This is a genomic window from Streptomyces hygroscopicus subsp. hygroscopicus, from assembly GCF_030269125.1.
Classification (GTDB): Bacteria; Actinomycetota; Actinomycetes; order Streptomycetales; family Streptomycetaceae; genus Streptomyces; species Streptomyces hygroscopicus_C.
On record NZ_BSSM01000008.1, the window covers coordinates 183,874 to 198,858 of the forward strand.

At 71.1% G+C, this 14,985-nt stretch carries 16 protein-coding genes; 14 read left to right on the forward strand and 2 right to left on the reverse strand.

Annotated elements, in window-relative coordinates; genetic code table 11:
• Positions 1-14 precede the first annotated feature (14 nt).
• The 5 genes from QSK45_RS19490 (at position 15) to QSK45_RS19510 (ending at position 4,862) form a co-directional block, all read left to right on the forward strand.
• On the forward strand, positions 15-1,400 hold the full coding sequence (locus tag QSK45_RS19490; protein WP_285558565.1) for an NADP-dependent succinic semialdehyde dehydrogenase: 1,386 nt from the start codon (positions 15-17) through the stop codon (positions 1,398-1,400).
• A 26-nt stretch (positions 1,401-1,426) separates the two neighbouring features.
• Positions 1,427-1,660 carry a DUF6213 family protein gene (locus tag QSK45_RS19495; RefSeq protein ID WP_285558568.1) on the forward strand — a complete coding sequence of 78 codons (234 nt, stop codon included), beginning with the start codon at positions 1,427-1,429 and terminating at the stop codon, positions 1,658-1,660.
• A gap of 364 nt (positions 1,661-2,024) precedes the next feature.
• A complete protein-coding gene (locus QSK45_RS19500) occupies positions 2,025-3,089 on the forward strand; it encodes a type III polyketide synthase (protein WP_285558570.1) in 1,065 nt (354 codons plus the stop codon).
• The gene (locus QSK45_RS19505) at positions 3,086-4,309 is read left to right on the forward strand and encodes a cytochrome P450 (protein ID WP_285558571.1); all 1,224 of its coding nucleotides are present in this window, start codon (positions 3,086-3,088) and stop codon (positions 4,307-4,309) included. Before QSK45_RS19500 ends, QSK45_RS19505 begins: the two co-directional genes overlap by 4 nt.
• Before the next feature lie 7 nt (positions 4,310-4,316).
• Positions 4,317-4,862: a cupin domain-containing protein gene (locus QSK45_RS19510; RefSeq protein WP_285558573.1), complete on the forward strand. Its 546-nt coding sequence runs from the start codon at positions 4,317-4,319 to the stop codon at positions 4,860-4,862.
• 83 nt (positions 4,863-4,945) lie between these two features.
• Here QSK45_RS19510 and QSK45_RS19515 read toward each other — a convergent pair whose 3' ends face one another.
• Positions 4,946-6,175 (reverse strand): acyl-CoA dehydrogenase family protein, encoded by a 1,230-nt coding sequence (locus QSK45_RS19515; RefSeq protein WP_285558574.1) that lies wholly within the window; start codon positions 6,173-6,175, stop codon positions 4,946-4,948.
• A 170-nt stretch (positions 6,176-6,345) separates the two neighbouring features.
• Here QSK45_RS19515 and QSK45_RS19520 point away from each other — a divergent pair, with 170 nt between their 5' ends.
• Positions 6,346-6,987 (forward strand): TetR/AcrR family transcriptional regulator, encoded by a 642-nt coding sequence (locus QSK45_RS19520; protein WP_285558575.1) that lies wholly within the window; start codon positions 6,346-6,348, stop codon positions 6,985-6,987.
• Between the two features lies 1 nt (position 6,988).
• On the opposite strand, the gene def is transcribed toward QSK45_RS19520, so the two are convergent.
• Complete coding sequence (def, locus tag QSK45_RS19525; RefSeq protein WP_285558576.1) at positions 6,989-7,528, reverse strand: peptide deformylase; 540 nt, start codon at positions 7,526-7,528, stop codon at positions 6,989-6,991.
• Positions 7,529-7,681: 153 nt separating this feature from the next.
• Between def and QSK45_RS19530 the strand changes: the two genes are divergently transcribed.
• From QSK45_RS19530 to rocD, 8 genes are all read left to right on the forward strand, one after another.
• Entirely contained in the window at positions 7,682-8,920 is a 1,239-nt protein-coding gene (locus tag QSK45_RS19530; protein ID WP_285558577.1) for a MurT ligase domain-containing protein, read from the forward strand.
• 21 nt (positions 8,921-8,941) lie between these two features.
• Positions 8,942-9,670: a type 1 glutamine amidotransferase gene (locus QSK45_RS19535; protein WP_285558578.1), complete on the forward strand. Its 729-nt coding sequence runs from the start codon at positions 8,942-8,944 to the stop codon at positions 9,668-9,670.
• 201 nt (positions 9,671-9,871) lie between these two features.
• Positions 9,872-10,897 carry a 6-phosphofructokinase gene (locus tag QSK45_RS19540; RefSeq protein ID WP_285558580.1) on the forward strand — a complete coding sequence of 342 codons (1,026 nt, stop codon included), beginning with the start codon at positions 9,872-9,874 and terminating at the stop codon, positions 10,895-10,897.
• Between the two features lie 122 nt (positions 10,898-11,019).
• A complete protein-coding gene (locus QSK45_RS19545) occupies positions 11,020-11,970 on the forward strand; it encodes a cytochrome c oxidase assembly protein (protein WP_285558880.1) in 951 nt (316 codons plus the stop codon).
• 66 nt (positions 11,971-12,036) lie between these two features.
• Complete coding sequence (locus QSK45_RS19550) at positions 12,037-12,228, forward strand: hypothetical protein (RefSeq protein ID WP_285558582.1); 192 nt, start codon at positions 12,037-12,039, stop codon at positions 12,226-12,228.
• A gap of 45 nt (positions 12,229-12,273) precedes the next feature.
• Positions 12,274-12,759, forward strand: coding sequence for an Lrp/AsnC family transcriptional regulator (locus QSK45_RS19555; RefSeq protein WP_285558583.1), 486 nt, complete (start codon positions 12,274-12,276; stop codon positions 12,757-12,759).
• Positions 12,760-12,935: 176 nt separating this feature from the next.
• Complete coding sequence (gene ddaH / locus QSK45_RS19560; protein WP_285558584.1) at positions 12,936-13,745, forward strand: dimethylargininase; 810 nt, start codon at positions 12,936-12,938, stop codon at positions 13,743-13,745.
• Positions 13,745-14,962, forward strand: a complete 1,218-nt coding sequence (rocD, locus tag QSK45_RS19565) for an ornithine--oxo-acid transaminase (RefSeq protein ID WP_285558586.1) — start codon at positions 13,745-13,747, stop codon at positions 14,960-14,962. The genes ddaH and rocD overlap by 1 nt, the downstream gene beginning before the upstream one ends.
• The last annotated feature ends 23 nt before the right edge of the window (positions 14,963-14,985 follow it).

Sequence of the window (14,985 nt, forward strand, 5' to 3'; positions counted from 1 at the left end):
AGGGGAGGTCGGCCATGCCCATCGCGACGGTGAACCCGGCGAACGGCGAGACGCTCAAGACGTACGAGCCCATGGGCGAGGAGGAGCTGGAACGCCGGCTCCAGCTCGCCGAGGCCACGTTCCGCACGTACCGGACGACCCCGTTCGCCGAGCGCGCCCGGCTGCTGGACAGGGCCGCCGATCTGCTGGACGAGGACCGGCAGGAGATCGGCAGGATCATGACCACCGAGATGGGCAAGCCGGTCAAGCAGTCCCGCGCGGAGGCCGCCAAGTGCGCCAAGGCCATGCGCTGGTACGCCGAGCACGCCGAGGCCCTGCTCGCCGACGAGGAGCCCGCCGAGGCGGACGTCCGCGACTCCGGGGCGACGCGGGTGCGGGTGCGCTACCGGCCGCTCGGCCCGGTGCTCGCGGTGATGCCGTGGAACTTCCCGCTCTGGCAGGTGGTGCGGTTCGCCGCGCCCGCGCTGATGGCGGGCAACGTGGGGCTGCTCAAGCACGCCTCGAACGTCCCGCAGACCGCCTTGTACCTGGAGGACCTGTTCCACCGGGCGGGCTTCCCGGAGGGCTGCTTCCAGACGCTGCTGATCGGCTCCGCCGCGGTGGACGACATCCTGCGCGACGAGCGGGTCAAGGCGGCCACCCTGACGGGCAGCGAACCGGCCGGGCGGGCCGTCGCGTCCACCGCCGGGGAGATGATCAAGAAGACGGTCCTGGAGCTGGGAGGCAGCGACCCGTTCGTGGTCATGCCCTCCGCCGACGTCGACCGTGCCGCCGAGGTGGCGGTGACCGCGCGGGTGCAGAACAACGGGCAGTCCTGCATCGCCGCCAAGCGGTTCATCGTGCACAGCGACGTCTACGACGCCTTCGCCGAGCGGTTCGTCGCCGGCATGAAGGCGCTCAGGCTCGGCGACCCGCTGGAGGAGGACACCGAGGTCGGGCCGCTCTCCAGCGAGCAGGGGCGCGAGGACCTGGAGGAGCTGGTCGACGACGCGCGGCGCAGCGGGGCCGAGGTGCTGTGCGGCGGAGCCCGCCCGGACGGCCCCGGCTGGTACTACCCGCCGACCGTGCTCGCCGGGATCACCCGGGAGATGCGCATCCACCGCGAGGAGGCGTTCGGACCGGTCGCCACGCTGTACCGGGCGGAGGATCTGGACGAGGCCCTGCTCATCGCCAACGACACGCCGTTCGGGCTGAGTTCGAACGTCTGGACGCGGGAGGAGAGCGAAGTCGAGCGGTTCGCGCGGGACCTGGAGGCCGGGGCGGTGTACGTCAACGGGATGACCGCGTCCCACCCGGCGTTCCCCTTCGGCGGGGTGAAGCGCTCGGGGTACGGGCGTGAGCTGTCCGGGCACGGAATGCGGGAGTTCTGCAACATCACCACGGTTTGGCAGAGTGCGTGAGGTATGCGCGGCTACCATCTTCTTTTGTGAACCGCGAAGTGACTCTGCCTCTGATCGTCGACGCCCGCGGGACCTTGCAGGTGGCTGCCGCCGATGTGAGCAAGCTGCTGCGGACCGTGGGCGGACGCTGGCTGCGGTTGGTCGAGACCGGGGACCAGCGGCTGGACGAGGACACGGTCGCCGCGCTGACGATCGAGCTGGCGAAACTGGCGGACCGCATCGACGTGGCGTGCATCGCGCACAGCAGCGGGGCGCCGTAGCTTTCCGGCCGTTCTCCGGGTGCGGGTGCAAAGCGGTGTCCCGCGCCCGCGCGGCCGGGCCGCGCGGCGAGACCGCCCTGCGCCCTTGCGGGGCCGTGCGGTCACCCCTCACCGTTCCCGGGCCGGGCGAGCCTGTCGACGGCCGTCCCCAGCAGGGCTTTCGCGTTAACGGCCGGCCCGGTTTTTTCCCTCGTCCGGCGTCGCAAGTCCCCCTTCGAGCCTGACGCGGCATCCCCGATTCGGAGTAACCCAGCGCGAGATCGTGGTCCTCCCGGGTGACGGTGGGTGGAGCACCTCCTGAGGTGAACCACCTTCTGACCGGTGGGTGAAGGCCCGCCGGACACGCGGAAAGCAGGGACGGTTCATGGCGACTTTGTGCAGACCCTCGGTGTCGGTCCCGGAGCACGTGATCACGATGGAGGAGACGCTGGAGCTGGCGCGCTCCCGCCACGCGGACCACCCTCAACTGGCGCTGGCACTGAGGCTGATCGAGAACACCGGCGTGAAGACCCGGCACATCGTGCAGCCCATCGAGGAGACCCTCAAGCACCCCGGCTTCGAGGACCGCAACAAGCTCTACGAGGCCGAGGCCAAGGCCCGGGTCCCCGCGGTGATCCAGCAGGCGCTGGACGACGCCGAACTCCTGACCACGGACATCGACGTGATCATCTACGTGTCGTGCACGGGCTTCATGATGCCCTCGCTCACGGCGTGGCTGATCAACGAGATGGACTTCGACAGCACCACCCGTCAGCTCCCCATCGCCCAGCTCGGCTGCGCGGCCGGCGGCGCGGCGATCAACCGCGCCCACGACTTCTGCACGGCGTACCCGAACGCCAACGCGCTGATCGTGGCCTGCGAGTTCTGCTCGCTGTGCTACCAGCCCACCGACCTCGGCGTCGGCTCGCTGCTGTCCAACGGCCTGTTCGGTGACGGCATCGCCGCCGCCGTGGTGCGCGGACGCGGCGGCAGGGGCGTCCAGCTGGAGCGCAACGGCTCCTACCTGATCCCGAAGACCGAGGACTGGATCGCCTACGACGTCCGGGCCACCGGCTTCCACTTCCTGCTGGACAAGCGGGTGCCCACCACCATGGAGCCGCTCGCCCCGGCGCTCAAGGACCTGGCGGGCAACCACGGCTGGGACGCCTCCGACCTGGACTTCTACATCATCCACGCCGGCGGCCCCCGCATCCTCGACGACCTCAGCAAGTTCCTGGAGGTCGAGCCGAACGCGTTCCGGTTCAGCCGGTCCACGCTCACCGAGTACGGCAACATCGCGAGCGCCGTCGTCCTGGACGCGCTGCGCCGGCTGTTCGACGAGGGCGGCGCAGCGGAGCGGGCGCGCGGACTGCTCGCCGGCTTCGGACCCGGCATCACCGCGGAGATGACGGTCGGCCGCTGGGTCGACGGGAACGGGGGCGGGCGATGACGGAGACCGAGGAGGCGACCCTCGTCGAGACCGTGCCGCCGGTCCGCCACTGGCCGGCGCTCGACCTCACCGGGACGGACTTCGACCCGGTGCTCACCGAGCTGATGCGCGAGGGCCCGGTCACCCGCATCCAGCTGCCCAACGGCGAGGGCTGGGCGTGGCTGGTCACCCGGTACGACGACGTGCGCATGGTGACCAACGACCCCCGCTTCGGCCGCGAGGCGGTCATGGACAAGCCGGTCACCCGGCTCGCCCCGCACTTCATACCGGACCGCGGCGCGGTCGGCTTCCTGGATCCGCCCGACCACACCCGGCTGCGCCGCTCGGTCACCGCGGCCTTCACCGCCAAGGGCGTGGAACGGGTGCGGAAGAAGGCGCGCGGGATGCTGGACGAGCTGATCGACCGGCTCCTGGACGACGGCCCGCCGGCCGACCTGACGGCGACGGTCCTCAGCCCGTTCCCCATCGCGGTGATCTGCGAGCTGATGGGCGTCCCGGCCGCCGACCGGCACGACATGCACGAGTGGACCCAGCTGATCCTGTCCTCCGCGCACGGCAGGGAGGTCAGCGAGCGGGCCAAGCGCGAGATGAGCGCGTACTTCTCCGACCTCGTCGGGGCGCGCGGGCGCAGCACGGCCGAGGACGTCACCTCGCTGCTGGGCGCCGCCGTGGGCCGGGGCGAGGTCACCCTGGAGGAGGCCGTCGGCCTCGCCGTCCTCCTGCAGATCGGCGGCGAGGCGGTCACCAACAACAGCGGGCAGATGTTCTATCTGCTGCTGACCCGCCCCGACCTGGCCGAACGGCTGCGCTCCGCACCGGAGATCCGCCCGCGGGCCATCGACGAACTCCTGCGGTACATCCCGCACCGCAACGCGGTCGGCCTCTCGCGGATCGCCCTGGAGGACGTCGAGATCCGGGGTGTGCGCATCCGCGCGGGCGACGCGGTCTACGTGTCGTACCTGGCCGCGAACCGCGACCCGGAGGTCTTCCCGGACCCGGAGGAGATCGACTTCTCCCGCAGTCCCAACCCGCACGTGTCGTTCGGCTTCGGGCCGCACTACTGCCCGGGTGGTCAGCTCGCCCGGCTGGAGTCGGAGCTGCTGGTCGACGCGCTGCTGGACCGGATCCCGGGCCTGAAGCTGGCGGTGCCGCCCGAGGAGGTGCCCTTCAGGAAGGGCGCGCTGATCCGCGGTCCCGCGGCCCTGCCCGTGATGTGGTGAGCCGGCGATGACGACCATCGAAGGGCTGACGTCCGCGTCGGTCGACGGGCTGCTCGTACCGCCGGGCCAGGGCCGGGTGGTGGAGACGCCCGCCCAGCGGGTCACGTTCAAGGTCACCGGCATGCACTCGCGGATGGCCTCCACCTTCGAGGTGGAAGTCCCGCCGGGCTTCGACGTCGGTGCCCATGTGCACACCCGCAGCGAGGAGCTGTTCTACGTCCTGGAGGGCGAGCTGGACGTGCTCGCCTTCGAGCCCCGCATCCGCACCCCCGACAACTGGAAGAGGTGGGAGTCGAGTTCGGGCAACCGGGTGGTCCGGGCGACCCCGGGCACCGTCATCGTCGTACCCCCCGGCTGCCCCCACGCGTTCGCGAATCCCACGGACGCGCCCGCCAAGATGTTCTTCCAGGCGAGCCCGCCCCCGGACCACGAACGCTACTTCGAGGAACTCCTCGAGATCCTCCGCGACGGCGGCCCACCCGACCAGGAAGCGATAGAGGCGCTGCGGCTCAAGTACGACATCGAGCAGCTCACCCCTCTGCGACACCGGTGACCGCGCCGTCCCGGGAGGGCGCGGGGAACCACGCGGCAAGCCGCGATCGACCGGTCGCCGGCACCGCGCGGTTCCCCGACGCGCTACCGGATCGGCATCCCCGACAACGTCCGTGCGATGACGAGCCGCTGGATCTCGCTCGTCCCCTCGAAAATGGTGTAGATCGCGGCATCCCGGTGCATCCGCTCCACCGGGTACTCCCGGGTGTACCCGTTCCCGCCCAGGATCTGGATCGCCTGCGCGCTGACCTTCTTCGCGGTCTCGCTGGCGAACAGCTTCGACATCGAGCCCTCGGCCGCGGTGAACGGCTTCCCGTTGATCGCCATCCACGACGCCCGCCACACCAGCAGCCGCGCCGCGTCGATCTGCGTCCGCATGTCCGCGAGCTGGAAGGCGACGCCCTGGTTGTCGATGATGGGCCGCCCGAACTGCTCCCGCGTCCTGGCGTAGTCGAGGGCGACCTCGTAGGCCGCCCGAGCGGTGCCGACGGCCATCGCCCCGACCGCCGGCCGCGAGGCCTCGAACGTGGCCATCGCCGCGTTCTTCACCCGCTCCCCGCCGGACGCCTTCGCCTTCTCGCGCGCCCGCGCCAGCCGCTCGTCCAGCTTCTCCTTGCCGCCGAGCAGGCAGGAGCCGGGAACGCGCACGTCGTCGAGGACGACCTCGGCGGTGTGCGAGGCGCGGATGCCGTGCTTCTTGAACTTCTGCCCCTGTGCGAGCCCCTCGGTGCCCGGCGGGATGATGAAGGAGGCGTGGCCCTTGGAGCCGAGTTCCGCGTCGACGCTGGCGACGACGACGTGGACGTTGGCGATGCCGCCGTTGGTCGCCCAGGTCTTCGTGCCGTTGATCACCCACTCGTCCTTGGCCTCGTCGTACACCGCGCGGGTGCGCATGGAGGCCACGTCGGAGCCGGCGTCGGGCTCGGAGGAGCAGAACGCGGCGACCTTGACGTCGTTGGCGTCGCCGTACATCTGCGGGATCCAGGTGCCGATCTGCTCCTCGGTGCCGTTGGCGAGGACGCCCACGGCGGCCAGGCCGGTGCCCACGATGGACAGGGCGATGCCCGCGTCGCCCCAGAACAACTCCTCCATGGCCACGGGGATGCCGAGACCGGTGGGGTCGAAGTACTGCTGCGCGTAGAAGTCCAGGGAGTAGATTCCGACCTTCGCGGCCTCCTGGATGACCGGCCAGGGGGTCTCCTCGCGCTCGTCCCACTCGGCGGCCGCGGGCCGGATCACGTCGGCGGCGAAGCCATGGAGCCAGTCCCGGACTTCCTTCTGTTCGTCGTTCAGCTCCATGGTGAACTCGGCCATGTCCCCTCCAGCGGCGGTACGATGTGTTACTTGCGGTAACAGGAGTCTGTTACCGACGGGTAGGAAAAGTCAACCGGCGACCACGCCTCGGTAGCCCGTTCGATGTCAGGGGCCTGGCCAGTGTTAGTTTGCGCAGGCGTCACCGAATCAGCACGGGTGGGAGAGCACACATGGACACCACACAGCGGACCGATCAGCAGCGGTCCGCCGAACGCCGACGGCGCGAGCTGCTGGAGGCCGCCGACCGGGTGGTGCTCCGCGACGGCCCGCAGGCGTCGATGAACGCGATCGCCGCCGAGGCGGGGATCACCAAGCCGATCCTCTACCGGCACTTCGGCGACAAGGGCGGACTCTACGCCGCGCTCGCCAAACGGCACACCGACGCCCTCCTCTCCTCCCTGCGGGCCGCGCTGGACGCCCCGGCGGCCCGCCGCGAGCGGGTGGAGTCCACGCTGGACACCTATCTCGCCGCCATCGAGGCACGGCCGCAGGTGTACCGGTTCCTGATGCACCCGGCCGAGAGCACCGGGACCGACCAGGGGTTCGACGTCGGCAAGCACAGCGCCCCCCTGCTGCGGCGGATGGGCGAGGACCTCGCCCAGGTCATCGAGGAGCGGGTGGACCTCGGCCCCGGCAGCCAGCAGCTCGCCCGGGTGTGGGGGCACGGGATCGTCGGGATGATGCACGCGGCCGGCGACTGGTGGCTCGGCGAACGCCCCTGCTCCCGCGCCGAACTGGTGCGCTCCCTGGCCGACCTGCTGTGGGGCCGCCTCGCGGCCGCCGGGGACAAGGTGGGCGGCCCGGGGTTCTGAGTCACCGGTTCCAGGAGGCCCGCCCGATCCGCCGCTCCAGCCTGCGTCCGCGCCACCCCGTCACGCGGTCCGCGTACACCCGGCCCTCCAGGTGGTCGCACTCGTGCTGGAGACAGCGGGCGAAGAAGCCCGTGCCGTGGACGGTGACGGGCTCGCCGGTGACCGTGCGCCCCTCGACCACCGCGTGGTCGTACCGCTCCGTGCCCGCCTCCAGGCCCGGCAGGGACAGGCAGCCCTCCGGGCCCCGCAGCACGATGCCGTCCGTCTCCACCAGCCGCGGGTTCACCACATGACCGAGATGCCGGACGTCGTCGTCGTCCGGGCAGTCGTACACGAACACCCGCAGCGGCACCCCGATCTGATTCGCGGCCAGGCCCACCCCCCGGGCCGCGTACATCGTGGCGAACAGGTCCTCCACGAGCGCCGCCAGCCCGGGGCCGAAGTCGGTGACGTCCCCGCACCGTTCGCGCAGTACGGGGTCGCCGAGCAGGGTGAGGGGCCGGACGCGCCCGTGGACGCCCGGAATGGAACCGTGTCGCATGGCGGCAAGGGTACGGTTCGTTCAGCCCATGCCCGCCGCCCTGGGTGCGGACCGGAATTCGGGTGTGGGAATGGATCTCGATAGGCTGAGGGTTCACACCACGTTGCCGGATGGCCCCAGGCGCGGCGCGTACGCAAGGAGGATCGAGAACTGATGGCAGGCAACTCGGACCCGCTCACGCCGCGGGCCAAGCTGGCCGTGACCGCGGGCAAGGCGGTCGCGGCGGCATCGCGGGCCGCCGGACGGGGCAGCGGGTCGGTGATCGGGGGCCGGGTCGCGCTGAGACTGGACCCCGACCTCCTGGCGCGGCTCGCCCAGAACCTGGACGTCGTCCTGGTGTCCGCCACCAACGGCAAGACCACCACCACCCGGCTCATCGCGGAGGCGCTGCGCGCCGCGGGCCCGGTCGTCTCGAACGCGCTCGGCGCCAACATGCCGGCCGGCATCACCTCCGCCCTCGCGGGCGGCTCCGAGGCCAAGTACGGCGTCATAGAGGTCGACGAGAAGTACCTGGCCGGAGTGGCCCGGGACACCGACCCGAAGTGCATCGCGCTGCTCAACCTCTCCCGCGACCAGCTCGACCGCGCCGCCGAGACCCGGATGCTCGCCGAGAACTGGCGCGAGGGCCTGGCCGGCTCCAAGGCGGTCGTCGTCGCCAACTGCGACGACCCGCTGGTGGTGTGGGCCGCCTCCTCGTCGCCGAACGTGGTCTGGGTCGCGGCCGGGCAGATGTGGAAGGACGACGCCTGGTCCTGCCCGTCCTGCGGCGGCGTGATGCAGCGCCCCGGCGACGACTGGTACTGCGGCGAGTGCGGCTTCCGCCGGCCCACGCCCACCTGGGCGCTGTCCGGGGACCACGTCCTCGACCCGCACGGCTCCGCCTGGCCGATCCACCTCCAGCTGCCGGGCCGCGCCAACAAGGCCAACGCGGCCAGCTCCGCGGCCGTCGCCGCCGTCTTCGGGGTGCCGCCGCAGGTCGCCCTGGAGCGGATGTACCAGGTGCAGGCGGTCGCCGGCCGGTACGACGTCGTGCAGTTCCAGAACCGCGACCTGCGCCTGCTGCTGGCGAAGAACCCGGCCGGCTGGCTGGAGACCTTCTCCCTGATCGACCCGCCGCCGGCCCCGGTGATCCTCTCCGTGAACGCCCGCGGAGCCGACGGCACCGACACCTCCTGGCTGTGGGACGTCGACTACACCCGGCTCACCGGTCACCCGATCTTCGTGCTCGGCGACCGGAAGCTGGACCTCGCCGTGCGCCTGGAGGTCGCGAACCAGCACTTCCAGGTCTGCGAGAACCTCGACCAGGCCGTGCAGCTGTGCCCGCCCGGACGGATCGAGGTCATCGCGAACTACACCGCGTTCCAGGACCTGCGCCGCCGCGTCGGCAACTGATCTTCGAAGGGCGATCACCTCATGAGCGACAACCAACTGCGGCTGGTGTGGATCTACCCGGACCTGCTGAGCACCTACGGCGACCAGGGCAACGCGCTCGTCGTGGAGCGCCGGGCCCGGCAGCGCGGCCTCGACGTGGCCCGGCTCGACGTGCGCAGCGACCAGCCGGTGCCTACCTCCGGCGACATCTACCTGATCGGCGGCGGCGAGGACCGTCCGCAGCGGCTGGCGGCCGAGCGGCTGCGCCGTGACGGCCATCTGCAGCGGGCGGTGCAGAACGGCGCCATCGTCTTCTCCGTCTGCGCCGGCTACCAGATCCTCGGCCACGAGTTCATCAACGACCTCGGCCAGCGCGAGCCGGGCCTCGGCCTGCTCGACGTGGTCTCGGTGCGCGGCGAGGGCGAGCGGTGCGTCGGCGACGTGCTCGGCGACATCGACCCGCAGCTCGGCCTGCCCCCGCTGACCGGCTTCGAGAACCACCAGGGCGTCACCCACCTCGGCCCGACCGCACGCCCCTTCGCCCGGACCCGGATCGGCAAGGGCAACGGCACCGGGGACGGCACGGAGGGCGCGTACAACGGGACCGTCTTCGGCACGTACATGCACGGGCCGGTCCTCGCCCGCAACCCGCTGATCGCCGACCTGCTGCTGAAGCTGGCGCTCGACGTCAACGCGCTGCCGCCGATCGACGACCGGTGGTACGACGCGCTGCGCGAGGAGCGGATCGCCGCCGCGCAGCAGCCCGCGTAAGCGCCGCGTCAGGGGCTTCTCAGCGCGTATCGGCAGGCTCGTGGCGGGCCCGCCTGACGGCTCGTCCGCTCATCTGGGCGGGCGCGTCCAGCAGGCGGACGCCCGCTACGGAGCCACCCCCTCACGCCGGTAGGGTGGCCGGGAATCCGCCGGACAACGTGGTCCGGTCTCCCGGCCCACGTCGAGAAGGTAATTCGGGCTATGCGCATTGGTGTCCTCACGTCCGGCGGCGACTGCCCCGGCCTGAACGCCGTCATCCGGTCCGTCGTGCACCGTGCGGTCGCCGACCACGGCGACGAGGTCATCGGTTTCCGGGACGGCTGGAAGGGCCTCCTGGAGTGCGACTCCGTGAAGCTCGACCTCGACGCGGTCGGCGGCATCCTGGCCCTCGGCGGCACCATCCTCGGCTCCTCCCGGGTCCGTCCCGAGCACCTGCGCGACGGCGTCGAGCGGGCCAGGGGCCATGTCGCGGAGCTGGGCCTGGACGCGATCATCCCGATCGGCGGCGAGGGCACCCTCAAGGCGGCCCGGCTGCTGTCGGACAACGGACTGCCCATCGTGGGCGTGCCCAAGACGATCGACAATGACATCGCTGTCACCGATGTCACCTTCGGCTTCGACACCGCCGTGACCGTGGCGACCGAGGCGCTGGACCGGCTGAAGACCACCGCCGAGTCCCACCAGCGGGTGCTGATCGTGGAGGTCATGGGCCGGCACACCGGCTGGATCGCCCTGCACTCCGGCATGGCGGCCGGCGCTCACGCCGTCGTCGTACCGGAACGGCCCTTCGACATCGAGGAGTTGGCCCGCAAGGTCGGCGCGCGGTTCGCGGCGGGCAAGCGCTTCGCCATCGTGGTCGCCGCCGAGGGCGCCAAGCCCCGCGCCGGCTCCATGGAGTTCGACGAGGGCGGCAAGGACGTCTACGGCCACGAGCGCTTCGCCGGCGTCGCCCGCCAGCTGTCGATCGAGCTGGAGCAGCGGCTCGGCAAGGAGGCCCGGCCGGTCATCCTCGGGCATGTGCAGCGCGGCGGCACGCCGACCGCCTACGACAGGGTGCTGGCCACCCGCTTCGGCTGGCACGCCGTGGAGGCGGTGCACCGGGGCGAGTTCGGGATGATGACGGCGCTGCGCGGCACCGACATCGTGATGGTGTCGCTGGCCGAGGCCGTGGAGACGCTGAAGACGGTTCCGGTGGAGCGGTACGACGAGGCGGAGTGCGTGCTGTAGTCCACCTCTGAACTACCCGCCCCCGGTCATCGGCATGATCGGGGGCGGCTCTACTCTGGTGGGCGGACAGAATCGCACAACCCCCATGAATCAGGAGCCGCCGCATGGATCACATGGGACACATGGATCACAGCGGACACGGCATGGTGATGGATCTGCCGCCGTTCACGCTGGGGCGCGGACTCCAGTTCTCGGCCGAACCCTTCTTCCTCGTCACCTGCCTGCTCGGGCTGGGCCTGTACGCGTGGGGGGTCGTACGACTGCGACGGCGCGGCGACGCGTGGCCGGTCGCCCGCACCGTGTCGTACGTCCTCGGCGTGCTGACCATCATGCTGGTGATGTGCACCAGGCTGAACGACTACGGGATGGTCATGTTCAGCGTGCACATGGTGCAGCACATGGTGATCAGCATGCTGTCGCCCATCCTGATCCTGCTCGGCGCCCCGGTCACCCTGGCGCTGCGCGCGCTGCCGACCGCGGGTCGGGGCCGCAAGGGCCCGCGCGAGCTGCTGCTGATGCTGCTGCACAGCCGGTACATGCGGGTCATCACCCACCCGCTGTTCACCATCCCGATGTTCATCGCGAGCCTGTACGTGCTGTACTTCACCCCGCTGTTCGACTTCCTGATGGGCTCGAAGACCGGGCACATCGCGATGATGGTGCACTTCCTCGCGGTCGGTGTCGTCTTCTTCTGGCCGATCATCGGCGTGGACCCGGGTCCGCACCGGCCCGGTCACCTGATGCGGATGCTGGAGCTGTTCGCGGGCATGCCGTTCCACGCGTTCTTCGGCATCGCGCTGATGATGGCGTCGACGCCGATGGTCACCACCTTCCTGCACCCGCCCGCCTCGCTCGGCATCGACGCCCTCTCCGACCAGAACAACGCCGGCGGCATCGCCTGGGCGTTCAGCGAGGTCCCGTCCGTGCTGGTGCTGATCGCGCTGCTGTTCCAGTGGCACGGCTCCGAGCAGCGGCAGGCCAAGCGCAAGGACCGGCAGGCGGACCGGGACGGCGACCAGGAGCTGGCGGCGTACAACGCCTACCTGGCGTCGCTGAACGCGCGTCAGGGCTGAGTCCGGGGCATCCCCTGCGGGGCGGTGCCCGGGGCACCATGGGGGACCCATGAGGAGGGTGTCGCGTTGCCGGGTCCCCGGAAGGGTCCCCCGCACCGTTTCGCCGACGGCTCCGTCCGGGTGATGGACGCGCTCACGGCGAGCACCCTCGTCGCCGTGACCGCCCACACGGTGACGCTCGGCGGCGACGGCCGGCTCCGGTCCGGCGGGGCGGTGCCGGGCCTGCTGACCCTCGTCACGGCCGTCACCCGGTCGTAGCCGCCCCCGGCGTCCTGGTCGGCCCTCGCTGATTACAGTGCCCGCATGAGCAGCAGGACCGCGTCCTTCGACGAACTCGACCGCAAGATCATCACCGCGCTGATGGCGAACGCCAGGACCAGCTTCGCCGAGATCGGCGCGGCGATCGGGCTGTCCGCGACGGCGGTCAAGCGGCGCGTGGACCGGCTGCGCGAGACCGGGGTGATCACCGGGTTCACCGCGACGGTGGAACCCTCGGCGCTCGGCTGGCGCACGGAAGCCTACGTCGAGGTCTACTGCGAGGGCGCGGCCCCGCCCCGGCGCCTCGCGGAGGTCGTCCGCAACCATCCGGAGATCACGGCGGCCATGACGGTGACCGGCGGCGCGGACGCGCTGCTGCACGTACGGGCGCGGGACGTGGACCACTTCGAGGAGGTGCTGGAGCGGATCCGCACCGTGCCCTTCATCCGCAAGACGATCAGCGTGATGGTGCTCTCGCACCTCCTCCCCGACAGCCCGGAGGCGGGCGCCACCCAGGCGGCCCCCGAATGACCGGGGACGGTCTGCGGCTGATGATCAGAAGTATGCGCAGCAGGGCTGCGTGAGCGCGGCCGACAACGCAGCGATGTTGCAGGTCCACGCAGCTTTCTGCGCTTGTCGGGCGTCCTCGTTCCTTCCTACCGTGGTGTCATCCAACAGTGACAGACGGAAACCGGAGGGAACCCTCTGTGTCCGACAGCCGTGAATCGCGCCCTCGGCGCTTCCTCGTCTGTGAACCCAGACACTTCGCGGTGCAGTACGCGATCAACCCCTGGATGAACCCCGACCGGCCGGTTGACGTGGATCTCGCGCGGGAGCAGTGGCAGGAGCTGATCCGCACCTACCGCGCCCACGGCCACACCGTCGACGCCGTCGAGCCGGTGCCGGGCCTGCCGGACATGGTGTTCGCGGCCAACGCGGCGTGCGTGGTCGGCGGCCGGGTCTTCGGCTCCCTGTTCCACGCCCCGGAGCGGCGCCCCGAGTCGCTGCACTACGACACCTGGTTCAAGGCGGCGGGATACACCGTGTACCGCCCCGAGGCGGTGTCCGAGGGCGAGGGCGACCTGGTGTGGACGGGCCGGTACGTCCTGGCCGGCACCGGGTTCCGCACCACCCGGGAGGCCCATCGTGAAGCGCAGGAGTTCCTGGGGCACCCGGTGATCGGCCTGACACTGGTGGATCCGTACTTCTACCATCTGGACACGGCGCTGTTCGTGCTGGACGACGCCAACGTCTGCTACTACCCGGAGGCGTTCTCGCCGGGCAGCCGCGAGGTGCTGCGGCGCCTGTTCCCGGACGCGGTGGAGGCCACCCGCGAGGACGCGATGGCCTGGGGCCTGAACTCGGTGTCCGACGGCCGGCACGTGTTCATCGCGCCCCAGGCGGAGGCGCTGTCCGAGCGCCTCGCCGGCCATGGTTACGTTCCCGTCCCCGTCGACCTGTCGGAGTTCCACAAGGCCGGCGGTGGCATCAAGTGCTGCACCCAGGAGATCCGCTGATGACCGCACCCGCGCGCACCCGTACGTCCGACGACCTGATCCGTGCGGAGGAGCCGGTCCTGGCGCACAACTACCACCCGCTGCCGGTGGTCGTGGCACGGGCCGAGGGCGCCTGGGTGGAGGACGTCGAGGGCCGTCGCTACCTGGACATGCTCTCCGGGTACTCGGCGCTCAACTTCGGCCACCGGCACCCGGCCCTGATCGAGGCCGCCCACCGCCAGCTGGACCAGCTCACCCTCACCTCCCGCGCGTTCCACAACGACCGGCTGGCGGAGTTCGCCGAGCGGCTCGCGGCCCTGACCGGCCTGGACATGGTGCTGCCGATGAACACCGGTGCCGAGGCGGTGGAGAGCGGCATCAAGGTGGCCCGCAAGTGGGCGTACGACGTCAAGGGCGTACCCGCCGACCAGGCCACGATCGTGGTCGCGGCGGACAACTTCCACGGCCGTACGACGACGATCGTGAGCTTCTCCACCGACGAGACGGCACGGGCGGGCTTCGGCCCGTTCACGCCCGGCTTCACGATCGTGCCGTACAACGACATGGCCGCGCTGGAGGAGGCCGTCGACGAGAACACGGCGGCGGTGCTGATCGAGCCCATCCAGGGCGAGGCCGGGGTGGTCATCCCGGACGACGGCTACCTGACGGGCGTGCGCGAGCTGACCCGGCGCAAGGGCTGCCTGTTCATCGCGGACGAGATCCAGTCGGGCCTCGGCCGTACGGGCCGTACGCTCGCCGTCGAGCACGAGGCCGTGGTGCCGGACGTGCTGCTGCTCGGCAAGGCGCTCGGCGGCGGCATCGTGCCGGTGTCGGCGGTGGTAGCCCGGCGCGAGGTGATGAGCGTCCTGCACCCGGGCGAGCACGGCTCGACGTTCGGTGGCAACCCGCTCGCGGCGGCGGTCGGCATCGCGGTGATCGAGCTGCTGGAGACCGGTGAGTTCCAGCAGCGGGCCGCCGAGCTGGGCGTGATCCTGCGGGACGGGCTGACCGAGCTGGTGGGCAGGGGCGTGCTCGGCTTCCGCGCCCGGGGACTGTGGGCGGGCGTCGACATCGACCCGGCGATCGGCACCGGGCGCGAGATCAGCGAGCGCCTGATGCGGCAGGGGGTCCTGGCCAAGGACACCCATGGCTCCACGATCCGCCTCGCACCGCCGCTGACGATCACGGCGGAGGAACTGCGCTCCGCGCTCGGCACGCTGGAGCGGGTGCTGGGCTGAGGCTCGGGCGGGGGATCTCCATC